At 45.5% G+C, this 23,404-nt stretch carries 20 protein-coding genes, 1 tRNA gene and 7 pseudogenes; 8 read left to right on the forward strand and 20 right to left on the reverse strand.

Features of this window, described 5'->3' with window-relative positions; all coding sequences use genetic code 11:
* Positions 1–19: 19 nt before the first annotated feature.
* The 16 genes and pseudogenes from rbfA to GWP40_RS13470 form a co-directional block, all read right to left on the reverse strand.
* Positions 20–352, reverse strand: a complete 333-nt coding sequence (gene rbfA / locus GWP40_RS10785) for a 30S ribosome-binding factor RbfA (RefSeq protein WP_212565331.1) — start codon at positions 350–352, stop codon at positions 20–22.
* Positions 349–3,062, reverse strand: a pseudogene (infB, locus tag GWP40_RS10790) (translation initiation factor IF-2). The gene rbfA and the pseudogene infB overlap by 4 nt, the downstream one beginning before the upstream one ends.
* 7 nt (positions 3,063–3,069) lie before the next feature.
* The gene (gene nusA, locus GWP40_RS10795) at positions 3,070–4,530 is read right to left on the reverse strand and encodes a transcription termination factor NusA (RefSeq protein ID WP_212565332.1); all 1,461 of its coding nucleotides are present in this window, start codon (positions 4,528–4,530) and stop codon (positions 3,070–3,072) included.
* 9 nt (positions 4,531–4,539) lie between these two features.
* The gene (locus tag GWP40_RS13035) at positions 4,540–4,761 is read right to left on the reverse strand and encodes an LSm family protein (RefSeq protein ID WP_230974682.1); all 222 of its coding nucleotides are present in this window, start codon (positions 4,759–4,761) and stop codon (positions 4,540–4,542) included.
* A gap of 36 nt (positions 4,762–4,797) precedes the next feature.
* Positions 4,798–4,881 (reverse strand): annotated as a pseudogene (locus GWP40_RS13040) (ribosome maturation factor RimP); the annotation flags it as partial.
* Positions 4,882–5,204: 323 nt separating this feature from the next.
* Positions 5,205–5,339, reverse strand: coding sequence for a hypothetical protein (locus GWP40_RS13300; protein ID WP_269140245.1), 135 nt, complete (start codon positions 5,337–5,339; stop codon positions 5,205–5,207).
* Positions 5,340–5,507: 168 nt separating this feature from the next.
* Positions 5,508–5,672, reverse strand: a complete 165-nt coding sequence (locus tag GWP40_RS13045; RefSeq protein ID WP_230974421.1) for a hypothetical protein — start codon at positions 5,670–5,672, stop codon at positions 5,508–5,510.
* A 113-nt stretch (positions 5,673–5,785) separates the two neighbouring features.
* Positions 5,786–6,610: a hypothetical protein gene (locus GWP40_RS10810; protein WP_230974422.1), complete on the reverse strand. Its 825-nt coding sequence runs from the start codon at positions 6,608–6,610 to the stop codon at positions 5,786–5,788.
* A gap of 75 nt (positions 6,611–6,685) precedes the next feature.
* On the reverse strand, positions 6,686–7,105 hold the full coding sequence (locus tag GWP40_RS10815) for a DUF6672 family protein (RefSeq protein WP_212565333.1): 420 nt from the start codon (positions 7,103–7,105) through the stop codon (positions 6,686–6,688).
* A pseudogene (locus GWP40_RS13455) lies at positions 7,105–8,229 on the reverse strand (ABC transporter permease subunit). Before GWP40_RS13455 ends, GWP40_RS10815 begins: the two are co-directional and overlap by 1 nt.
* Before the next feature lie 3 nt (positions 8,230–8,232).
* A pseudogene (locus GWP40_RS10825) lies at positions 8,233–9,272 on the reverse strand (ABC transporter permease subunit).
* Positions 9,273–10,852, reverse strand: a pseudogene (locus GWP40_RS10830) (sugar ABC transporter ATP-binding protein).
* A gap of 213 nt (positions 10,853–11,065) precedes the next feature.
* Entirely contained in the window at positions 11,066–11,392 is a 327-nt protein-coding gene (locus tag GWP40_RS13460; protein ID WP_330997248.1) for a hypothetical protein, read from the reverse strand.
* 6 nt (positions 11,393–11,398) lie between these two features.
* Positions 11,399–11,457: pseudogene (locus GWP40_RS13620) on the reverse strand (hypothetical protein); the annotation flags it as partial.
* Between the two features lie 22 nt (positions 11,458–11,479).
* Positions 11,480–11,668 carry a DUF3798 domain-containing protein gene (locus GWP40_RS13465; RefSeq protein ID WP_414162745.1) on the reverse strand — a complete coding sequence of 63 codons (189 nt, stop codon included), beginning with the start codon at positions 11,666–11,668 and terminating at the stop codon, positions 11,480–11,482.
* Positions 11,634–12,236: a DUF3798 domain-containing protein gene (locus GWP40_RS13470; protein WP_330997229.1), complete on the reverse strand. Its 603-nt coding sequence runs from the start codon at positions 12,234–12,236 to the stop codon at positions 11,634–11,636. The genes GWP40_RS13465 and GWP40_RS13470 overlap by 35 nt, the downstream gene beginning before the upstream one ends.
* A gap of 479 nt (positions 12,237–12,715) precedes the next feature.
* On the opposite strand from GWP40_RS13470, the gene GWP40_RS10840 reads away from it, so the two are divergent.
* The gene (locus GWP40_RS10840; RefSeq protein ID WP_230974673.1) at positions 12,716–13,495 is read left to right on the forward strand and encodes a DMT family transporter; all 780 of its coding nucleotides are present in this window, start codon (positions 12,716–12,718) and stop codon (positions 13,493–13,495) included.
* Positions 13,496–13,656: 161 nt separating this feature from the next.
* On the opposite strand, the pseudogene GWP40_RS10845 reads toward GWP40_RS10840, so the two are convergent.
* Positions 13,657–14,315: pseudogene (locus GWP40_RS10845) on the reverse strand (HAD family hydrolase).
* Positions 14,316–14,539: 224 nt separating this feature from the next.
* Between GWP40_RS10845 and GWP40_RS13070 the strand changes: the two are divergent.
* From GWP40_RS13070 to GWP40_RS10890, 7 genes are all read left to right on the forward strand, one after another.
* Positions 14,540–16,990: an InlB B-repeat-containing protein gene (locus GWP40_RS13070; RefSeq protein WP_230974427.1), complete on the forward strand. Its 2,451-nt coding sequence runs from the start codon at positions 14,540–14,542 to the stop codon at positions 16,988–16,990.
* A 32-nt stretch (positions 16,991–17,022) separates the two neighbouring features.
* Positions 17,023–17,343, forward strand: a complete 321-nt coding sequence (locus GWP40_RS10865; RefSeq protein ID WP_212565334.1) for a hypothetical protein — start codon at positions 17,023–17,025, stop codon at positions 17,341–17,343.
* Between the two features lie 148 nt (positions 17,344–17,491).
* Positions 17,492–17,563: transfer RNA gene (locus GWP40_RS10870), tRNA-Gly, on the forward strand.
* A 183-nt stretch (positions 17,564–17,746) separates the two neighbouring features.
* Complete coding sequence (gene fliS / locus GWP40_RS10875; protein WP_212565327.1) at positions 17,747–18,193, forward strand: flagellar export chaperone FliS; 447 nt, start codon at positions 17,747–17,749, stop codon at positions 18,191–18,193.
* Between the two features lie 4 nt (positions 18,194–18,197).
* Entirely contained in the window at positions 18,198–18,674 is a 477-nt protein-coding gene (locus GWP40_RS10880; protein WP_212565328.1) for a flagellar biosynthesis protein FlgN, read from the forward strand.
* Between the two features lie 48 nt (positions 18,675–18,722).
* Positions 18,723–19,448, forward strand: a complete 726-nt coding sequence (locus GWP40_RS10885) for a transporter associated domain-containing protein (RefSeq protein WP_212565335.1) — start codon at positions 18,723–18,725, stop codon at positions 19,446–19,448.
* 272 nt (positions 19,449–19,720) lie between these two features.
* On the forward strand, positions 19,721–21,763 hold the full coding sequence (locus tag GWP40_RS10890) for a methyl-accepting chemotaxis protein (RefSeq protein WP_212565336.1): 2,043 nt from the start codon (positions 19,721–19,723) through the stop codon (positions 21,761–21,763).
* 149 nt (positions 21,764–21,912) lie between these two features.
* Here GWP40_RS10890 and GWP40_RS10895 read toward each other — a convergent pair whose 3' ends face one another.
* Genes GWP40_RS10895 through GWP40_RS13080 form a run of 3 tightly spaced genes read right to left on the reverse strand, consistent with a single transcriptional unit; the run spans position 21,913 to position 23,331 of the window.
* Positions 21,913–22,773 (reverse strand): LptF/LptG family permease, encoded by an 861-nt coding sequence (locus GWP40_RS10895; RefSeq protein ID WP_230974428.1) that lies wholly within the window; start codon positions 22,771–22,773, stop codon positions 21,913–21,915.
* Positions 22,730–22,984, reverse strand: a complete 255-nt coding sequence (locus tag GWP40_RS13075) for an LptF/LptG family permease (RefSeq protein ID WP_230974429.1) — start codon at positions 22,982–22,984, stop codon at positions 22,730–22,732. Before GWP40_RS13075 ends, GWP40_RS10895 begins: the two co-directional genes overlap by 44 nt.
* Entirely contained in the window at positions 22,981–23,331 is a 351-nt protein-coding gene (locus GWP40_RS13080; RefSeq protein ID WP_230974430.1) for an LptF/LptG family permease, read from the reverse strand. Before GWP40_RS13080 ends, GWP40_RS13075 begins: the two co-directional genes overlap by 4 nt.
* Between the last annotated feature and the right edge of the window lie 73 nt (positions 23,332–23,404).

The following is a 23,404-nucleotide window of genomic DNA, read 5'->3' on the forward strand; positions in this document are numbered from 1 at the left end:
CGACGCGGCTTTTAAGGCTTCAAGCTTTTTTTACCATATTAAAGCCTTCTTCGATGCTTTCGTCATAGATAAAAGTAAACTGAGGACACTGATGGATATGCAGTTTTTTTGCCAAGTTCGTGCGGATAAATCCCGCCGCGTTTTCCAATCCCCTGACACCCTGCTTTGTCTTGTGCGCATCCATAAAGCTGGAAACGTACACCTTTGCATACGCAAGATCGCCGGACACTTCCACCCTGTTTATCGAAAGAAAGTTGGAAACGCGCGGGTCTTTTATCTTTCCCGAAAAAATCAGCTGAGAAATTTCCTCGCGGATTTGCTCTGCGAGTTTATCCAAACGGAACTCACTCATTCGGCTGCTTCTCCGTGATCGCCGGTATGGGCTTCGGGCGCTTCATAATGCTGCGTATCCGCCAACTTGCGTGCCACCTCAACGGTTTCGATAATCTCAAGCTGGTCGCCGACCTTTATATCGTTGAAGTTCTCAAGCGCAATACCGCATTCGTAACCTGCAGCCACTTCTTTGACGTCATCCTTAAACCGGCGCAAGGACGCAAGCTTACCTGAGAACACCACAATACCGTCCCTGATAAGATGAACCGTACTGCTCCGTTTTACCGTACCTTCAAGCACGTAAGAACCGGCGATATTACCGACCTTAGGTACCTTAATGACGCTGCGGATTTCAGCCATACCGATAACGTTTTCTTTAATATCGGGACTGAGCATTCCTTCCATAGCCTGTTGAATTTCTTCAACGGCTTTATAGATAACGTTATACTTGCGGATATCGACTTTTTCCTGCTCTGCAAGCGCCTTTGCCTGTGATGTGGGGCGGACATTGAAGCCGATAATAATCGCATTGGAATCCGCTGCGGCAAGCATAACATCGGAGTCATTGATAGCGCCGGCAGAAGCATGGATAACATTCAAGCGTATTATTTTTTGGTAGACAGCTTTTCAAGCGACTGCTTTAAGGCCTCTACCGAACCCTGCACATCACCTTTGATAATTACTTTGAGTTCAAGGACTTCGCCGTCGGTAATCGTTTCATACAGATTATCGAGCGTTACCTTCTTCACATTGCGAGAGTCTTCAAACCGCTTGAGCTCCTGCCGTTTTAACGAAATCTGACGAGCCATACGCTCAGATTCGGTTACTTGGAAAGGATCCCCTGCATTGGGCATTCCTTCAAGTCCTAAAATCTCTACCGGCATACTCGGTGTCGCTTCGTCAATCTTTTCGCCTTTGTCGTTAAAGATAGCGCGGACACGCCCCGAATACACACCTGCCACATAGGGATCGCCGGTATGGAGCGTTCCACGTTGTACGATAATCGTTGCGACAACACCGCGCCCGTGATCGATCTTTGATTCAATAACCTTTCCTTCCGCGCGGCAATCGTAATTTGCCTTTAACTCCAGCACTTCCGCCTGCAACAGAATTGCATCGAGCAGGTCGTCGATACCTTTTTTCTGCAAGGCTGAAATAGGAACGTATATCGTGTCTCCACCCCATTCTTCGGCAACAAGGCCGAGTTCACCAAGGCGGGTCTTTATCTTATCGGGGTTCGCTTCCGGTTTATCGACCTTATTGATTGCAACGATAATCGGAACCTTTGCATCCTTTGCGTGGTTCAGCGCTTCAATCGTCTGAGGCATAACGCCGTCATCGGCTGCGACTACCAACACGACGATATCGGTAACCTCAGCGCCACGCGCGCGCATCATCGTAAATGCCTCATGGCCGGGCGTATCGAGGAAGGTGATATTTCCCTTGGGGGTAGACACCATATAAGCGCCGATATGCTGAGTAATGCCGCCGAACTCCTGTGCAGTAGTAATTGGTACTGCGGATAGCGTCGAGTGTTTTGGTCTTACCGTGGTCTACATGTCCCATAATAGTAACAACCGGCGGCCGCGTCAGCAGCTCGGCATCTTCATCACTCACAGTCTCGATAATGGTTTCATCATAGAGGCTGACGATTTTAACATCGCATTCGTATTCCGAAGCAAGGATGGTTGCAGTGTCCGCATCAATGGACTGATTCATCGTTACCATCATGCCCATTTCCATTAGTTTGCCGATAAGTTCAGAGGCTTTAAGGTTCATCTTCCGAGCTAACTCCGCAACGGAAATGGATTCCATCATCTCGATGCTCTTAGGAACGGCGCTTACCTTTTCTTTAGCCTTCTTCTTTGCTGCAGTAGCTTCTCTTCAAAGAATTCGCTCTCCTGATCCTTGCGTGAATAAGTCTTTTTGCCCTTAAACGCTTTTTTAGTATTCTGTTTGTTGGTTTCAAGCGGCATCGGGCTTGACATCGGCCGACCGCCGCCGCCTCTATTCTGTCCGCCTTGGAAACCGGGCTTATTGAAACCGCCTGTACGCGGTCTATCTGACGAATAGCCGCCCATGCGGCCTCCGCGATTGTTCTCACCGCGTCCATCTTGCTGCGTTCGCCCCTGTCCGCCTGCAAAACCGGACTTATGCCGATTCCCTTGGTTACCGAAACGGCTAACCGGTTTTGAGCCGCCCGCGAGATTCCCCGCGCGCCTATCAGGGCGTTTGCTGCTTAAATCCAGCGAACGGATTTGATTTTTATTATCCGATTGCGTCTGTTGAGTCTGAGATTGGGTTTCGGCACTCTCTCTCCGTATCGGTTTTTCATGCCGGTTCTTATCATAGCGCTCTGTGCGTTCGCCGCTGTGCTTTTGTACACGTCGGTTTTCTTCATTCTGTGCATACCCTGAATTTTTTCGTTCCGAAGCCTGCGCAGGATGCTCCGCCGTTTTTTTCAGCTGAGCGGAATGATCCGTAGGAGTCGAAGATACAACAGGGCGCCGCTTCTGCTCACCGGCAGGTCGATTCCCTGCAGTGTTTGATGGGGCGGAATTCGACGCGGGATGCGCCACCGGCTTGAGCTTACGCTTTATGGTTCGTACCGGTCTCTGCTCTGCAGTTTGCTGTACCTGAGGCTGAGCTACCGGCGTCGAAGCCGGTTCAGGCCTTGCCTTTTTGAGAATAACTTTTTGTTCCTGAGTATTTTCGATACCTTCTGCCATACAACTCCTATTCTTCGTCCTCATATTCAAAACTTAAACCGACACCACAGCTAGGACAGACTGTCATATCGATCGTAATCGGCGCCCCACATTCGGGACATTCGTATACTTCTTCTTCCGCATCTTCAATAGGCGCAGACATTGTTTGATTTTCAGGCTGTGTTTCCTGCTCCGGCGCTTGATTTTCATCAACAATCTCAAATGCTTCGTTGATTAACGCCTCAAGAGTATTAACTTTTTCTTCCGACATACCGGGAAGCGCACAAAGTTCTTGATGCGGAGCATCCAAGAACTGCTCAACTGTTTCAATATGATTCTCATGCAAGAGCGCCAAAACATCGGGGTCAATCCCCTCAACTTCCGTCAGCAAAATAGCCTCATCATTGAACAGCTCTTCTGCCGCCTTACGAGTCTCGGCGTGAATATCCATCTCTTGGAACTGTTTTTCTGTTTTGACGTCGATACTCCAATCCGCCAGCCGGTTTGCCAACCGGACATTCAAGCCTTGCTTTCCAATGGCAATTGAAAGCTGACTCTCCGCAACAACGGCAAGCGCCGTACGCTTTTCCGTATCAAGAATAACAACATCTAATACCTCGGCGGGAGAGAGAGCATTGGCAATAAATACTGCCGGATCGCTTGAATACTCAAGCACATCGATTTTTTCTCCCTCCAACTCGGTAATAATCGTCTGAATACGAGCGCCTTTTGGACCGACACAGGCGCCGACGGGATCTACATCCTCCCTATGAGAGATAACAGCGACCTTTGTCCGGTAACCGGGTTCACGGACAATTTTGTACAATTCAACAATATTATCGTAAATTTCAGGAACCTCAAGCTCCATTAAACGGCGCACAAAATCGGGGTCGGTACGAGACAGGATAAGCTGTACGACATTCGATTGCCGGTGTTTTTTTACTTCCTTTATAAGCGCTTTTATTCTATCGTTCGGATGATATATTTCCTGAGGCAGCTGAAATTTCCGCGGCAAAAGACCTTCGACTTTTCCGAGATCGACATAAATATTATCGTTTTTCTTCCGTTGATAATAGCCGATGATAATCTCGCCCTCTTTCGCCTTATACTCGGAATAAATGCTGTCCTTTTGGATTTCTCTCGTGGATTGATGCACGCGCTGTACACCCGCTTGAATCGAACCGCGCTTAAAATCCTTAGGATCCAGCTCAAAAAGGAGTTCATCACCGAGTTCGCAGTCAGGAGCAAGTTTTGTTGCCTCTTCTATGTCTACCTCAAGCACGGGGTTCACAACATCATCAACGATCTTTTTACGTGCATAGATATTTACTGCATCATCACCGATAATAACAACTGCATTCGCATCGGTTTTAAAGGCTGTTTTGTATGCAGCTTTTAATGTTTGTTCAACAATTTTAAATGCAAGATCTTCATCCAGTTCTTTTTCTAACGCGAATTTACGGACGTCTTCAATTTTTACCCCAGCCATCACGACTCCTTAGATCTTATTCAATTTCGCTTTTTTTATATCCGCATACCGGATATTTCTTTGCCCGCCGGAACTATTTAAACAGAGACCCGTCGAATCCGCAGCCAGCAATTCTCCCTCAAGCCAATCGGGACAGGAAACTTCCAATACCTTTATATTTTCTCCAATAAAGGCTTGAAATTCCGCTGCATTTTTTATTACTCTGTTAAGCCCCGGAGAGCTTACTTCCATTTGAATATCCTGAGAATTGAGCAAAACCTCTGCACGCGATAATAACGCTCGATGTACCTTTGAGCAATCGTCAATTCCAACTCCATTTTTACTGTAGATAACGGCCTTTACCAGCCACATTGTTTTTGATGAACAATCTGCAAATCAACCAATTTATATCCGAGACCGGTAACCAGTTGTTCATAATCGGTAAAATACGGAACGGTTTCTTTTTGCACATATTCCATTGCATCAACTCCCGTAAACAAAAAAAGAGCCGTTTGAACGACTCCTGCCTAGACTTATAAGGATAATAAAGTTCTTTATGGATAGTACCATAAAGAAAAAGTTTATGCAAGCCATAGGTTTCCGCCTGTATCGATGCCGGTAGCCAGTCAATCGGCTAAAACCAACGCTGCCAAGACATACCCTACGCCAAGGCAGCAAGCATAACGCCAAGCCCGTTATTCCAGCAATCGCCGGGCGCGGCGCTGTAGTGCACCCTGTTTTTCGTCTTGTGCGATAGCTTCTACTAAGGCGCGGGCGTCCGCGGAAGCATTTGTCTTAAACATATCAAGCCCGATGCTTTTGGTTAACACATCATCGCTCTGTAAAAAAGCTTTGCAAATTTCCGTCGTTGCAGTATTTTCGATTTTTTTTGCAATTTCTTTACCGAATTCATACCGCAGTTTCTTTTTGCTTGTTGTCCGTTACGGTTCCCAGCACCACCGTATCCAAATCAGCGGCAAGCGCCGTAGAATTGTGCTTTAACGCCGCGCTGAGATTGTAATCCGTAATTTTTCGCTCTTTTTAGCATCGCGGAATGTTTCGGCAAGCCATGCATTACCTTCTGCCGTATTCAGCACAGCCAGCGTTTCTACCGCTGCAAACCGAACCGCATCCGTCGGGTCATACTTTGCGCGGTATAACACGCTACGGCGCTGCTTCCTGCATCTTTGTCTTTTGTACGGTTTTAAAGCTTCGAGCCGAACCTTATAATAGCTGTCTTTTATCTTTTACACCGGTAAGTAAAGAGACCGTATTTTTATGGAACAGATTTAATCTCGTTCCTAAAAGTCCGAAAAAATATCACGCCGTCGCAATTCCAAATAATTCGGAGTAAAATCTCCAAGCGCCAATTTATCGGTAAAAGAAACGATAAGTTCGATTCCGTATTAATGCCCTTGTAAAGTGTATAGTTGACAAAAAGAGCTCCCAGCAATACCACGATAGATATCGGAATAATCGAATGTGTTACGGTCTCTATAATAGTCATCCCATTATAAAGACTCGCTAAAAATGGAGATATGCAAAGGAAAATGATACCTGCAAAAAGGAAAAAACCGACAAGCATACCGCGCGTCGTGTACGACATAGAAATATGCTTTCTCTCAAGCGGTAAAAAATTTACATATTGTTCAAGCTTCTGAATCCAGATCACATAAAAAAAGAGCGCTACAAAAAACAAGCACCCTGTCGATGTAAAAATTGCCGCAATAAACAGTATTGTCGAATTCACGCCTATCCATAACAGCGATACAACCGGAGTTACAGTCGCTAATACAATCGGGACACCGATACTGAGTTTTGAATATAAACCCAACGCTTTATTCGCCTTATTTACACCGTCTTCTTCCGTCTGCCAGTTGAGGACAATAGCCATAGTCTTTTTATAAAGAACAATTGGGAAAACAATCGTAGCACAGGCGGTCAATAAGGTAGATGGCGCTATTAAAATTTTAAAGAGCGCATCTTGCGGAAGTATTCTTACATACCATGCATATAAAAAAATAAAAATAAAAACACCGGTGTATATTAAAAAATTCAAGACAAAAATAGTTTTCGGCGGTTTTGATACTACAGTAGTCATCGGCAAATCTCCTCTCGTCTATATAAAGAATAATTCGCACCATACTATAATTTATTACTTATCCAGTCAAGAATTTTAAAAGAACCAAGATTCTACTCCTCCGCCGGTTTTATACAGCTCAAAGTGACTGACGGCATTCTCGCCTCTCGTAAAAGCCGGAATAGACACCATCACCGCATCTTCAAACAACGGAATGGTGATAGTACCGGTAACATCTTCTTGCCCGTTAAAAAAGCTAACCTTTACATGATGAGTCTGACCCCGCAGCATAATTTTATCGCGGTCGCCCTTAAACATCTCGATCGGTTTTTCTCCATTAAATGAAATAGTACAGCCGTCAATCGCTTTATATGCACCGTTCGGATCGTTGTTGTTGTCTATCAGCACGGTATGAGAGCGGCCGAATAAAAACATAAGCGCCATAATGAGGAAATAAAAAACAACCAAGCCTATTTTAACCAGCCGCTGACCTTTTTTTGAACGTACTCGAATCATTATGCCCTCCCGCTTTCGGCCCGCAGCGCAGCCCGCTGTTTTTCCGCATTCTTTTGATTACGCGCCGCGTGCATAACAAGCGATAACGCAATCGCCGCATAGCCGGAAAACTGTCTAAAGTATTCGCCGATCATCGCAGAATCAAAGAGGTGCTGTCCTGCCATCGGCGTAACAATGTACAAAAAGTGCAGCAAGATAATACCGATAAAGACGTTTCTAATGCTTGCCTTATTTACCGAAGCGCCTCCGACAAGGATTGCCGCGGCGGCAAAGAAACCGGTTTGATCATGCGCGTTATAGGTGCTCATGTTTTCCCATATTCTGCAAGAAGATAATCTGTCCGATACAGGCAAGCACTGTCGAAATAACAATCGAAATAATCCGTGTCCGCTCAACCGCAATACCGGAGGCGAGCGAAACCGCTTGATTTTGACCGATTGCCCGCATATCCTGTCCGAGTTTTGTCTTTCTAAACCACACGATAAAAACACAGCGCAATGATAATCAGATACGAAAGAATCGGAATTTTAAACCCTGCAATCATAAGCGGAATTGCCGTATCGAGCGTCTGCCGGACGGGCGCCAACTCAAGCGTATTGCGCACTCCGTAGCCGCGGGAAAGCATAATCGCCTTATTGTGCATCGGAATAACCGACCCGAGGATGTACAGCACAAAAACTGATAAATCCCGTTAAAGAAAAACCGAGGATGTAGCTGGTAACCATTTCCCGCCCGCGGGCGCGGTTCAGTACCGATCCGGCAACAATCCCAAGCAGGATGGAAAGCGGCATTCCGATACAGGCTGCGAACACCAATCCGTAGATACCGCCGATGCTCCAGTCCATTTGCAAAAATAAGGCCGATCTGCCCGGCCATTGCACCGAGCACCATCCCGAAGTTAATACCCATTCCGGCCATAATCGGCAGGATGAGCGCGAACACCAAAAGGAGTTTCTGCCGATCCGCGTTAAAATTTCGGCGATAATATGGTGCGCCGATAACCCCGACACGGGAATGGCAAGGAACGAAATAACCAAAAATATGATGGATACCAAATTATCCAGAATAAAATCAACCGCGGAAAAATGTTCCCACTTTTTTTTAAGCATATTAGACGATACCATAATCTACCTCGCCGCCTGCGTTTTCCGCGTCAGTGCATATAAGATCATACCGTTTGACAGGACAATACGGATAACCTCCGACATATCGGTTTGCAACACACTGTTAATAACGGAGGGAGTCATTGTTAAAATACCTTGAAACAGAAATGTTCCCAGCATCACATTTAAAATCGACGCCTTATTGACCGAGGCGCCGCCGATCAGAATAGCCGCTACCGCCGGAAACGCCATAAAGAGCGGCGCTTGGTACAACTGAATAAAGCCGAAACTTTGCTGATACAGCAAAATCCCGACGCCGCCGATAACGGTAGACAGCACCGTACTGATAATTCGCGCGCGGTCGATATTTACACCGCTTGCCCGCGCAAATTCGGGATTTGAACCGACCGCAGTCAGTGCCGTTCCCGTCCGTGTCTTCATAAATACCTTCATAATAAAAAAGCAGATAAAGACAAAGAGAATAAGCCCGGTCGGAAACACGAAAGCGCCGATTTTAAACGCCCATAAATTGTTCAGTATTTTCAGCCAGTATCCTTCGAGCGTGATGGTTGTACGTAAACCTTTTCCCGCATAGCCCCACACCATTGTCGGATTGGTGTACGGCAACAGCAGCCACAAAATCGACATGAACATAACCGCAGCAAAGCCGACATACAAAGCGATCGTCATCTCTTCGCCTTTAATCAGATTCAAAAGTTTACCGTAAGCATAGCCGATAACCGCACAGATCAATATCGTAAAAGCCACGGCTGAAAAAGCCTGCCCATCCGGTTAGGTTCAGTTCCATTGCGAGCGTTGCACCGAGCAGCCCGCCGATAACGCCGAGCGATAACCCGAAGTTAAGACCGCAGCCGGTTTGTACCATCGGCACCATCGCAAGCACCAAGAGGGCATTCATCCCGAAGCGGTTTATCGTATCCGACAGGGAAGCACCGATGCTGACATTGACAAAAGGAGCCGCAATAAACAGCGACAATAAAAAACAAGAAAATGATAATGCGCGGCCATCCGAATGCCGCAAGTTGTTTTTTTAACTGTTCCATCTATTTTACTCCTGCCATATAAAGCGCAAACTCAGCCGGATCTTCGGACGGCTGCAGCACATGAGCAACCTTGCCTTGGAATACGACAGCGATACGGTCGCACGCAGACCGCAGCTCTTCAAGTTCACTGGAAATCATCACAACGGTAACGCCTTTTTCTTTATTTAACGTGCGGATTGCTTCCAACACCAGCGCTTTAGCACCGACATCGATACCCCGCGTCGGCTCCGCAACAAAGAGCAAATCGGGCTCCAGACAAAATGCTTTTGCCAAACACAACTTTTGCTGATTACCGCCGGAAAGCTCCCGCGCCTTTTGCTGGGAACCGGTGCATTTAATTTGCAGCATCTTGATATACTCGTCGGCAAGCGCCTTCATCGCTTTTTCGTCGCGGACGGTGATTAACCCGCCCAGATATTTTTTTAAGTATTTATGCTTGGCCTGCATAGCGGTAAAGGCGATATTCCAGTCAAGACTTTCATCCAGTAAAAGACCGACGCCGCGCCGATCTTCGGAAACAAAGGCAATCCCTTCCGAAAGCACTTTTGAAGTTTTGCTGATGTCAAGCGGCTTGCCTTTAAAGATAACCTCACCGCCCGCACGGAACAGCCCCATAATACCGTTGGGAATACCGATTTTTCCCTGCCCCGCCAAACCGCCGATGCCGAATATCTCGCCCCTTTTAACGGAGAAACTTGCATCATCAACCAGCTCTCCCGGCATATCCACCCACAGGTGTTTTACCTCGAGGATGGTTTCGTCAAACTGCCGCGCCGTCCTTTCGGCAACTTGACCTTCAACCTTTCTTCCCACCATCGCGGCCGCAATCGCCTGCATATCCGTTTTTGCAGTTTCCGTGTCTTGAATTGAAACGCCGTCGCGCAGCACGACAACCCGATCGCAAATTTCCATAACTTCGTGCAAGCGATGGGAAATAAAGATGATTGCGATGCCCTTCTCCGCTAATGCTTTGATGGATTTAAGCAGCACATCCGCCTCCGATTCGGTGAGGACGGCAGTCGGTTCATCAACACCAAGAGCCGTACATTATCGCGGTCTATTTCGCGGGCAATTTCGGTGAACTGCTTATGTCCGACCGGCATCTCGGAAATGAGCGTCTTTGCACTAATCGAAACCCCGAGTTGGTTAAGCCGCTGCTGCGCCCGCTCGCGCATCGCTTTGCGGTTTAACGTCGTAAGCCGCGGCCCAAAGAGGTCGGAGATAATGCTTTCCTGTTCGAGCTCGCGGTTCAGCATGATATTTTCACCGGAAGAAAAACCCGGAATCAGCGAAAATTCCTGATGCACCATTCCGACGCCCGCACCGAGAGCGTCGAACGGCGTTTTGAACACGACCTCTTTACCCTGCATCCTAATCGTCCCGCCGTATCCGCCCGTTTCGGTGATCACCGGCATACCGAACAGGATGCTCATCAGCGTTGTCTTTCCGGCTCCGTTTTCTCCTACCAGCCCGATCACTTCTCCCGCATGGACATCAAAACTCACACCCTGCAAAACGGGCGTCCCTGAAAATTCCTTCGTAATATGATCGATGGATAAGATAACTTCATCATTATTCATAAATTTCTATCATCCTTATAAACAATAGAGATACCCGATCTCAATGTTTCCTCTTTACTATCGATAAAAAAAACGGGTACACGTATTCAAGGCAACCTGTTCCGCAACTTTCATTTCGGAACAGGTTTACTTCAAAATTTTCCATGTACCCGTTCTGCTGAGGAGGCTTTTTTTAAATAGTTTCTATTCTCTACTATTTATTAAATTTCATATTTAAGTATTTCTGCGGTACCTCTTGCTCGGTTGTCGACAAAAAGCCTTTTCCGAGAATATAGGTATCCATAAATACCAACGCCTGATTTTTCGCACGCACACCGGTGTTGGCATCCGTGTAGTACGCACTCTTCCACCGTGCATTGGGAGTAAAGACCCCAGCGCTTTCGATAGATCAGTAAGGCTGCCTTTCTCCGCTTCGCCATCGATAATGCGGCGGGCATATTCACCCAAACCGGCACTGACCGTAAAGCCGTAAGAGTATGCCCATGTACCGAACCGGCCTGCTCCGCCCTTGTCGATAACGGACTGTTCAACCTTCGTCAAAATGGATCCGAAGTCTCCGGCTTGTTCGGTAAGATCGATACCGAGCGCGCTCCCGGATAGCCCATTAACGGGGACGGAAGGTCTGCTTCAACAAAGATACCGCCGTACTGTAAAAAGCTGCTTTAAGAGCGGCTCCGTATGCGCATCGTTCGTACAAAAGAACGCGGTTTTTTTGCCGTATTTTTCAATCCACTGCGGAACCTTTTCAAGGATGAACTGCTGAGCGCCCGCAACTCCGACATCACTGGTCGGGTCGGGGAGCGGTTTCAAACACAAATTTCACCCCGGTATCGTTACATGCCGCTTCCATAATTTGGCGGCGGAGTCCGAGCGTTTCATACGACATGTGCCGCGGAAAGGAAATATGCACAAACGTCTTTGCACCAAGCTCTTTCGCCGCCCAAATAATCGTATATCCGCGTGACACGAAATCATTGTTTATCGCCATATCAGCCGCAGCTTGAATAACCAGCGGGTCTTCGTGCGGTTCACCTGCAAACAGCAATATGTCGGGACGTTTTTCCCGAACGCGCTTAAACGCCTCTGCAGTTCCGGGAATTCCTTGATTGACAATAATAGCCTTCATCATCGGATCGTCTGCGAGAGCGGCAATCTGCGTAATAGTCGTTTCCTGCTGCGACATAAAGTCATCAGGATAGGTGATATGCTGAATCATACCGCCGGTTTTCGCGGAACCGTACATCTCGATCAGTTTTTCAGCACCGCGGAGATCATCTTCGGATTGAGAGACCGTTCCCGTTACGATACCGATATGATACGAGGCATTTTTTCCGTTATCCCCCGACTCGACTTTTTCCGGCTTTGTTTCTGCTTTTTGCTGCACCCTAAGACGGATATACTCAAGAGCGCAGTCAACAAAACAAATGCGGCATACATTTTTTCATATTCAACTCCTTTTGATACCAGAAACCTTTAAAACGCTCATCGAGTTTCTAACGATACCCGTCCGTATGAGTATCAGGAACAATAGGCCATACGGTTGGAAGTCCTTAAAATCCCGCATCGGTTTTAAAGATTCTGTAAAATATAACTTTCGTTGATAGTAAGTTCTTCGGCAAAAAATGTCAAGTATTTTATGTATAAATATGCAATAAAAAGCGTTAAAAACAGTATTTTTATACAAAAAGAAAAAAGCATTAAAGTTATTTAACCTAGAAACAGCTGACAATGCAGATGCCTACACGAATCAATTTTCAATTACCTTTCTTTCTGCTATACTTTGACGGTATTATGAGTATTCGATTGACATCCGCACAAAAAGGGATCTTGTGCATCATTTGTTCGGCTTTCTTTTTTACTGTGATGAATTTATGCGCAAAGCTATCCGGCGATTTACCGTCTATCCAAAAAGCATTTTTTAGGAATAGCATTGCCTGTTGTGCGTCGCTCTTTTTTTTGATAAAGACCCGTCAATTTGCGCTACCGCAAAAAAAGAATATTCCCTTCTTTATATTACGGGCAGTACTGGGCACTGCCGGATTGGTTTCCAATTTTTATGCGGTCAGTCACTTAGCGCTTGCCGACGCTTCTATTTTGGCAAAGCTCGCACCGTTTTTTACCATTTTCTTCTCATTTCTGTTTTTAAAGGAGCGAATCCGTTTTACCCGAATTCTTGCAGCCGTCTGTGCATTTGCCGCAAGCCTTTTAATTATCAAACCGGCTTTTGCAGGGGCAGGTCATACCTTTGCAGCTTCTATTGCCTGCTTCGGCGGTCTCTGTGCAGGCGGCGCGTACACCTGCATACGCTATCTGTTAACACATAAAGAATCAGGCTCATTTGTAGTATTTTTCTTTTCGGCAGCCTCCATGCTGATACTGCTGCCTTTTTTCGTCTACGGCTTTGAACCGATGAGCTTGCAGCAGTTTTTCTGGCTGCTTGCCGCCGGAGCTGCGGGGGCAGGAGGGCAATTTACCGTTACCGCGGCGTATTCTTATGCACCGGCAAAAATATCGCGGTTTTCGACTATACGCAAATTCTCTTTGCCGCAGCATTCGGCTTTTTATTGTTCCACGAAATACCCGACCGCTACAGCATTGCCGGATATATCATTATCTGCACGATTGCACTGCTGTTATTTTTAAAGAAAGATTAGGCATACTTTTTTTCATAACGCCGTCCTGTTTCCAACGAGGCTCGATTATGGTGAATCAACAATCACGGCGCAGCGCGTTCGTCAAAACTATACATCCGCGGCGGTTAGAGAAACGCCAGGGTATTAAACCACACGCACGAATAAAGTCGGTTATGCCGTTACAAGCGGCAGCAGCTCCTGCGGGTTTGCGATAATATGCGTTGCTCCGGCACCTGCCAATTCGGCACGGTCTCGAAAACCCCACAGCACGCCGACGGTAGTCAACCCCGCGCTTTTTCCGGTGTTTATATCCACGGAGGTGTCTCCGATGTAGAGGCATTCCTGTTTTTGGCGATGTAAAAGCTCTAAAATCTCAAACACGCCGGCAGGATCCGGTTTGAGCGGAACGCCTTCCCGTTGACCGAAAACGGCGGAAAAGTTCCCGCATCAAAAAAAAAAGCTTTGATGATTTTTTGCGTAGTCGGCTGCGGCTTATTTGAAAGAACCGCCAGCTGGACACCTTGATTACGCAACGCTGTAATCATATCGGCAACGCCGTCATATAAGGTACACAAGTATAAAAAATCGGCATCATAGGCCGCATTGTAATCCTGTAAAATCGTATCTTCCAACGCCGCATCCGTAACGCCGTGATATGCCAATACCCTGTGAATAAGCGTCCGAGCCCCGTTTCCCGCAAACTGTTTAAAATTTTCCACCGGCGCAGGGGTAATCCGTGCTTTGCAGTTTCGGCGTTAACAAAATAAGCGAGTGTCCGAACGGTATCGGTCAATGTTCCATCCAAATCAAAAAATACATGCCTTAATCATAATCATAAGTATACAAAATCGAGCGGTAAAAGTGAATCATACACTTGACTTTAAGGGGGGATAATGGAAGATAAGTTGATTCTTTTTGAGAGCCATGTGTAAGTGATCCAATCATCCGTGGTGAACAATCGAAAGGCTGCACAAACTCACAAAGAAACGAAAACGGCATCTAAAAAATCCCTCTCAAATTTTTGCAGATGCCCAAATAATAAAGGAGTATCATTATGAAGATGAGAAACATGTTACGAGGCATTCTCCTCCTGCTTCTTATGGCATCGGGATTAAGCGTTTTTCTTAGCTGTAAAGGCCTCAATCCCACCCCAACGCCCTATACGGTAACCTTCGACGCGCAAGGGGGCTCTACGGTAGCGCCGATTAATGCAGCACAGGGTAAAACAATTGCAAAACCGGCTGATCCGGTAAGAGCTTCTTTTACCTTCGGCGGCTGGTATAAAGAAAGCGCTTGTACAACGCCGTGGAACTTTGCAACCGATACCGTTACCGCGGATATTACATTGTATGCAAAATGGACGCCTGTCGTTACCGTAATGTTCACGGTAAGCGATGGAACCGGCGGTACGCTTACGGCAAAAGCAGACGGTAAGGAATTAAAGTCGGGCGCACAGGTAAAAAAAGGTACGGATGTTACCTTTACAGCCGCCGCGGATCCCGGCTACGCCGTTGAATCTTTGAGTGTTAACGGAGAAACAAAATCCGATACGAGTATTACGGTAAAGGCGGATAAAGACTTAACGGTAACCGTGAAGTTTAAGGCGGCGGATACGGTTACTTATACGGTAACCTTTGACGCACAGGGAGGCTCTGCGGTAGCACCGATTCAGGCAGGACAGGGTAAAACGATTGCACAACCGGCTGATCCGGCAAAAGATGGGTTTACCTTCGGCGGCTGGTATAAAGAAAGCGCTTGTACAACGCCGTGGAACTTTGCAACCGATACCGTTACCGCGGATATTACATTGTATGCAAAATGGACGGCTGTTGCCCCTGCAACCGTTACCGTAACATTTGCGGTAAAAGGCGGGCACGGTACGCTTACGGCAAAAGCAGGCGATACGAACCTGACCTCGGGAGCATCGGTAAAAAAAGGTACGGATGTTACCTTTACAGCCGCCGCGGATCCCGGCTACGAAATTGATTATATATTGATTAATGAAGAAAAAAAGACCGAGCCGGAGATTACGGTAAAGGCGGATAAAGATATAACGGCAACGGTCAAATTTAAGGCACAAAGCGCTCCGGCAACGGAATTGTGCACCGTTCATTATAACGCCAGCCCGGCTGCAGGCGGTTTGATAAGCGCAAAAGACACAAACGGCACGCCCGTTAGCTCAGAAAAAAAGATAGAAAAAGGAACCGTCCTGGAATTTACTGCCGTACCGAATACCGGCTATGATATTTCCGGCTGGACGGGTGCAACGGCTGCATCAGATAATAAAACCGCAACCCTCACCGTAACACAAGACAGCACGGTAACGGTAACGTTTACCTTAAAAAAATACACGGTAAACTTTGACACACAAGGCGGCACAGCGGTAACGCCGCTTGAGGTAGAACACGGTAAAACAGTTCAAAAACCGGCTGATCCGGTAAAGGCTTCTTTTACCTTCGGCGGTTGGTATAAAGAAAACACTTGTACCACACCATGGAACTTTGCAACCGATACCGTTACTGCGGAGATTACGCTCTACGCACAATGGAAAATTACTATTCAGTTTGCTCCCTCCAAAATGACCTGTCGGAAAAACGGTGGAGGTGATATTAACCCAGGCGACACAGTGCATGAAAATGATGAGCTTTTCTTTACTGCGACGCTGTCTACGGGACAGACGGTTGACAAGTGGACGGTCAACGACGTGGACCAGGGTGGACAATCAAGCCCCTCTTTTCATTACAAGGTGAAAACTGCGGATGCGCCGAGCGGCTCTATAAAGGTTGACTGTGCGATAAAAACCGTGGCGCATGGAACCATACAGTTTGCTCCCTCCAAAATGACCTGCTCGAAAGATGGCGGAGACGATATTACTACAGGTACCACAGTGTACGAAAATGATGTGCTGAACTTTACTGCGACGCCGCCTTCCGGACAGACGGTTGGTAAGTGGTCGGTCAACAATGTGGAAAAAGACTATGCGACACAACCAGAGTTTTCTTACACCGTACGGGCTGATGATGTACAAGGCGGCGCTATAAACATTGACTACACGCCCAGAACAGCGGCGCATGGAACCATACAGTTTGATCCCTCCAAAATGAAATGCCGGAATCAGAGAACCTATACTTTTGTTAACACAGGCGACACGGTGTATGAAAATGATGTGCTGGACTTTGCTGCGACGCCGCCTGCCGGACAGACGGTGAACAAGTGGACGGTCAACGGCGTGGAAAAAGACTATGCAACACAGCCATGGTTTACTTACACCGTAAAGGCTGAAGACGTGCAAGGCGGCGTTATAAACATTGACTACACGCCCAGAACAGCGGCACAAGCGGTCATACACTTTGATTCTCGCAAAATGAAATGCTGGAAAAACATTGTTTTGTATACCAACACCGGCACACCGGTAACTGACGGCGCTACCGTTTACGAAAAAATGAAGAGCTCATATTTATCGCTCAACCTTCTGCCGGAAAGATGGCCGATTCATGGACGGTAAATGGCGCTCCTGTAAAAACCAGGGAGGGAAATTTGTGCTGGTATAGGGTTGGTGCGGAGGCTTCCAGCCTTCGCTTCGAGTACACGGAAAAGACTGCAGAAAAGTTAGAGCTGCGGTTCGATACTTCAAAAATACGATGTACGAAACCGCTTGATACTACACTTATTAATCCCGGCATGCGGGATGAAGGAGATTTTCTCACCTTTAAAACAACAGACGGTTCTGCAGTAAAATGGAAGATAAACGATGAGTATATCGGTTTCGGAGCAATGCCGGTTCTGGAATTCCCGTTTACCAAAGAGCGTGCGAAAGAATTTGGCAACGAAAATCTTATGGAAATCAGCTATGAGTAAAAAATGAGTATGCAGGCATCTTGAAAAAACTTTTTCAAGATGCCTCGTATACGGCAGGTTTCGGCGAAAGCCGGAGCCTGCCGTATAAAAAAATTCAGATTCCGATTGACATATCAGGTGTTTTTCGGTATAGTAGCTTCATATTTTTGCGGATGTCGTATAACGGCTATTACCCCAGCCTTCCAAGCTGGAGACGAGGGTTCGACTCCCTTCATCCGCTTATAACCGCATACTTACCCTTTTTAACCGAATAACCCATTAATTTTTGTTTTATGTTTAACTAATGTACTTACCGTACATCATAGTCAGCAGAAAAAGCGGAAAATTCTTCATTCAGAAGCTCAACAGACCGGTTCTTTTGCCGATAAGATAGAAGGAACACGCGATCGCATGGGGGATTAAAATGAGTTATAACAGTCAAGCCTTAACGGCATATAAAGAGACACGTGTAAAGACAGCAAGTCCGGGTTCTCTGATCATTATGCTGTATGATGAGGGTATTAAAAATATTACCCTTGCCATTGAAGGCATGCCTGACGGAAAAATCGAAGCGGAAAATATCGAACGCATTCATCAGTACATCTTAAAAGCGCAGGATGTTATTACCGAGCTAATGGCATCCTTAAATATGGATGAAGGAGGAGAAATTGCTGAAAATCTCTTATCGCTTTACTCTTTCTTTAACCAACAGCTTTTTCAAGCCAATATGCAAAAGGATCCGCAACCGCTTATCACAGTACGTAGCATGATGGAAGAACTGCGCGAAGCATGGCATCATGTTGTCAATTCAACTGCCGCCGCTGCAACAGAAATGAAACCGGTTGTTTCCGGCGTCAATATAGCAGGGTAAGACCATGCATACAGCCACGCTTAACGATTCCGAAATTGCCGAACGGGTTGCAGTCCTCAAACGATTCAGGTTGCTGTTAGAGCAGCAGCGGCTTAAATTCCGCGAATACCTGATGGTATTGGAAAAACAAGAAAAAAGCATTTCCGACGAAAACGCCGATGCTGTCTTACAGCACACGGAGCTTGAAGAATCAATTATTGCCGAAATATTTACTATTCAAAAAGTAATCGATCCGCTGGAATATATGTATACCAATATCTGCAAGAATACACAACATTCGGATATTCCTCATCTTAAAACGGATTTGGATGACTTACAAAAAAGAGTTTTGGCTCAGAATAAAAAAAACCGCGAACTGCTGCAAACGCATATTGCCGGCTTACGGCAGCAAATTGCATCGCTGAAACGGCCTTATGCGCATAAAGAGAGTATCTATGCCGGCACAGCACGTACAGCAGCGCTCGTCGATCTCAGTTTATAGATAATATTCGAACCTTATGCTCTGTATTTTTTACGCTGCACATACCGTATGAATCTTCCGTTACCGGCACAGCATCCGGCAAAAGAGAAAAGGCTATCCGTATATATGCGGAAAATCGGCAGCTGTATGACGTACCGTTCCGACATTGTGTGGATCGATATTGTCGATAAGAGCCAAGATATCCTTATGTTGATAAAAACTCAAAAGGAGTTAAGCTATTTTCCGGTATGTGCAGGTAAAATTGATGCGGTTATCGGAATCCTGAGTGTCCGAGACTACCTGCAAAGCAGACTGGAAACACCGCCGCCGAATTTACAAAAGATTTTAACCAAACCGCTGTTTATTCCCGAATCGCAAACCATTAAACATACGCTTGAATTACTGAACGAGCATAAAGCAAATGCAGCCTGTGTTATCGATGAATACGGCGGCATTGAAGGTTTTATAACAAAGAACGGCTTATTAAACAGCGTATTTAATGAAACCGTTCGGACATCCGAGCATACCAAACGGCAACAGCTTACGCAAGCCGACGGCAGCATTGTTATAAGCGCACAGATGAGCCTTGACGAAGTGCAGGTTCTACATCTTTTAGAAGATATCGAACGCTCCCCTACGGAAGAATACTACACCCTTGCCGGTTATTTGCTTGCACGATTCGGTGCCATTCCTCATCCGGGTGATAGTATTGATATCGGCTCCTCTATCTGTACGGTACTCAGTATGCATGGACAGCGAATCGATCAGGTCGCGATAAAGAAAAAAGAAGCATAAACGCCCCCATCCTTTACGAACAGCCTCTCTTTATAGCATCCTACAATATTTACGGTTAAATATAGAAAATAGCCGCTCTCTTGCAAAAGAATATCTTTATGAATATAATCAAGCCCTATTAAGTATCGATACGGATTATATATAGCCGAGAAAATCGATATTTAGGAAATATTTTATTTGAGAGAGGCTTGACAAAATGAATGAAAAAAGTATAATACCCCCGAAAATATTTTTCAATTCGACGTAAACTTATCTGTGTATTCGGCTTGTTAATGCTGCTTGCGATTTCTGTTTTAGGAATTACCGCAACAACGATTTCAAAAAAAGCGCTGTTGGAAAAAGTCCACATCCAACTTATCGAAGAGGCGAAAGACACAGCTGCTCTGATAGATGAACGCATTAATACTTTTGTTGCCACCCTCTCCGCTATCGCACGGCAAGAGGCCCTGAGAAAAGATATCCCGTATGAACAAAAAATTTCTATCCTTGCAAATGAACTCGCATTCAACAATTCTGAAATAAATGCATTCGGACTTTGCAACAGGATGGGAAATGCATGGCTTACCGATGGGAGACAATTGAATGTTGCCGATCGGGAATATTATCAATCTGCACTCAACGGAAAAACATTTGTAACGGAACCGATGCTTTCGCGGGTAACCAATGAGCTTTTCACATTTTTCTCCGTTCCGATTTATGATGACGAAAAGAACATTATCGGTGTTTTATATGCACGGGTAGATGCATCAGGTCTTTCCAAAATGATATCCGATATTGTAATTGGAGAAACAGGTGACTGCTATGTTATCGGCCTTTCCGGCAATACCATCGGAGACCCTGACATTGAAGCGGTAAAATCCCAAGAAAACAGCATAGAAAAAGCGAAAAGCGATCCTTCCTTTGTCGAAATAGCCGCATTCGAAAAAAAAGCGTTGCAATCTACAGAATCGGATGCAGGATACTTTCAGTGGAAAGGCGAAGAACAAATAGCTGCTTTCGGCGTAATTGCAAGTACCGGATGGCGGGTTATTCTTTCCGCTCCCATACATGAATTTTTAGGCAGTATAACGGTTATGCAAAAAGTATTGTATAGCATTACAACTATAATCTTAATACTCGCAATTATCATCGTGTATATCACTGCATATAAAATAGTAAAGCCGATAAAGGCAGCAGTGGAAGCATTAAAAGATATAGCACAAGGAGAGGGTGATTTAACGGTACGCTTACCGGTCGTAGGGTATGATGAGATAACCGATCTTTCCAATTACTTTAATCAGACAATAGAGAAGATCGGTACATCAGTTAAAACGGTCGAAGATAGCTCAGAGGTTATGCAGGCTGTCGGTGAAGAGCTTGCAAGCAACATGACCGAAACGGCAAGCGCCGTACATCAAATAAATGCAAATATCGAAAGCGTTAAACAGCAAGCCCTTACACAGGCTGCAAGCGTTACCGAAACAGCAACTACTATCGAAGAGATAGTACGCACTATTCGACAGCTTAACGGCAGTATCGAAACGCAAGCCGCGAGTGTTGCGCAATCTTCTGCATCAATAGAACAAATGGTTGCCAACATTACATCCATCGGGCAGACGCTCGGTAAAACCGACGAAGCTATCAAAAGCCTTACCGGTGCTACGGGAGACGGAAAACACACATTGATAACATCCAATGCAGTTACCAAAAAGATTGCCGAAGAATCGGGCTCTCTGATAGAAGCATCAAGTGTTATTCAACATATTGCATCGCAAACAAACCTGCTGGCAATGAATGCTGCAATAGAAGCCGCACACGCAGGGGAAGCAGGAAAAGGCTTCGCCGTTGTCGCAGATGAAATCCGCAAACTTGCCGAAGATTCGGCTGCTCAAGGGAAAACGATAACAACAACACTTAAAACGCTATCAGGTGAAATTGAAACGCTTTCCGATTCTTCCAAAATCGTCGAAGGAAAATTCAATACAATCTTTACCCTTGCCGAACAGGTTAAAGAGATGAGTAACCGCCTTACTGAGGCAATGCGCGAACAAGAACACGGCAGCAGAGAAGTGCTTACCGCTATCAAAAATATCAATATGGTAACGTTGGAGGTTCAAGCAGGTTCCGCTGAAATGCTGAAAGGCAGTGAAGGAGTCGCGGAAGAAATGCGAAAATTGGATAACCTTACCCGCGTTATTACCGACAGTATGAACGAAATGGCTTCCGGCGCCGTACAAATCAACAATGCGGTACAGGAGGTTAACGGTATTACGCAGCAGAATAAGCGGAGTATCGAGAGTTTAGTCGCAGAAGTTGCTAAATTCAAAATCAATTAGGGAAGGGAAGACACTTTTTTCGGATAAAAGATTTCTTCCCTTCCCTAGAACCCATCCTATTTTCAAAATAGCCGCTTAGGGTTCTACCCTAAGAACCCGCCGTGATTCTAGGGTTTAGTTCCGGAACGGAAGTTTAGCAGGTATGATTTTTACGTGCGCGCTATTCTCAGCATAGCAATGCTCAAGAACGTAAAAATTAAAAGAGGGAGAAACGCGCCTGCAAGCGGGGAAATATACTCCCATTTTGCAAAAAGCATGGTCATCATCTCGGTAACATAATAGAGAACTGCAAGGGCTAAACTAAAGAGCAAACTCATCAGCAGGATATTTTTTTTAAAGCGGCCGCCGATGGAAACAGAAAAAAACAAAACAATGAACGTTGTAAACGGGAATGAAAAACGGCGGTAATATTGTGAAAGGTATTCATGGTAGGGTAACCCCATTTTTTTTAAATTATTGATAAAGAGTTTTGCCTGTGCAATAGTCATCTCATCAATAGATGTAATATTCCGTTGAAAGGTTTCGGGAGGTTCGAAAAAAAGTTTCGCATCGATTGAATCTTGGTAGAGGACCTCATTATCGGCGGTAAAGGTGTAGATTGATTTATCCGTTACCTCCCAATGATCGGTTTGCCACTGTGCCGAATTACCTTTTATAATGGTAGAAATATCACCCGATTCGGTACGTATCACAATCAGCACATTGTTCAATTCCTTTTGATTATCATCGTAATAATCGGCAAAATACACAACCTTCCCCGAATCGGATAAAACAACCAAATCATTGCTATTCAAATTCTGTTGAGGTTCCAAGATAGAATTTACCAGTGCAATTTTCTGCCGTTGAAAGTGAATTAAGATACGATCCTCAAAATAAAACATCCCTATCGATAACAAAAATCCGCACAGTACAAGCGGAGCCACCAACACGGCAAGCGGCATACCGGAAGCAAAGATCGAAGTAAGTTCATTTTTTTGCGTACATATTTCCCATTGTATACGAACTTGCAAACAAAACAGAAAGAGGCATTGCAAACGATATACACTTGGGCAAATACAAATACATCACCCGAAGCAGTGTAACAAAGCGTGCTTGATTTTGCAAATACTGCGGTAGATTGAGAAAAAGATCACCAAGCTGCAGGAGCAAAATAAAAAATAAAATCGTTATCACAAAGACAGGGAAAAAGAGCTGCAGCAAGTATCGTTGAAGAATTTTCATCTGAATAATTTTTTCCCCAGCAACACAATGGATGCGGTAAAGACCATAATATTGGGTACCCACATGGCGGAAGTACCGTTCCAATCAAGCCGTAAACAGAGCGTTTGCCCGCCCATAAACAGCGCCCAATATGCAACGGCTATTAAAAGACCTAATACAAAACCAACACCTTGATTATGTACCTTACCGGCACTGCTGATGGCAAAGGCAAGCAATACAAAAAAGAAGGCGCCGAAAGGAATAGAAAACTTCTTATGCAATTCCATCCAATACAGATTGAGTGTCCGATTATCTTCGTTTTGCGTTTGTTTTTCCTTTATATCTTTATAGAGATCAACAGAGGACATTTCAGAAGGTCAATCGTATTAAAATAAGAGGACTTAATACTCTTTTGCAAGTATATGTTGTAGGTTACCGCTT

Origin of the sequence: Treponema vincentii, from assembly GCF_018336815.1 — a bacterium.
Taxonomy (GTDB): Bacteria; Spirochaetota; Spirochaetia; order Treponematales; family Treponemataceae; genus Treponema.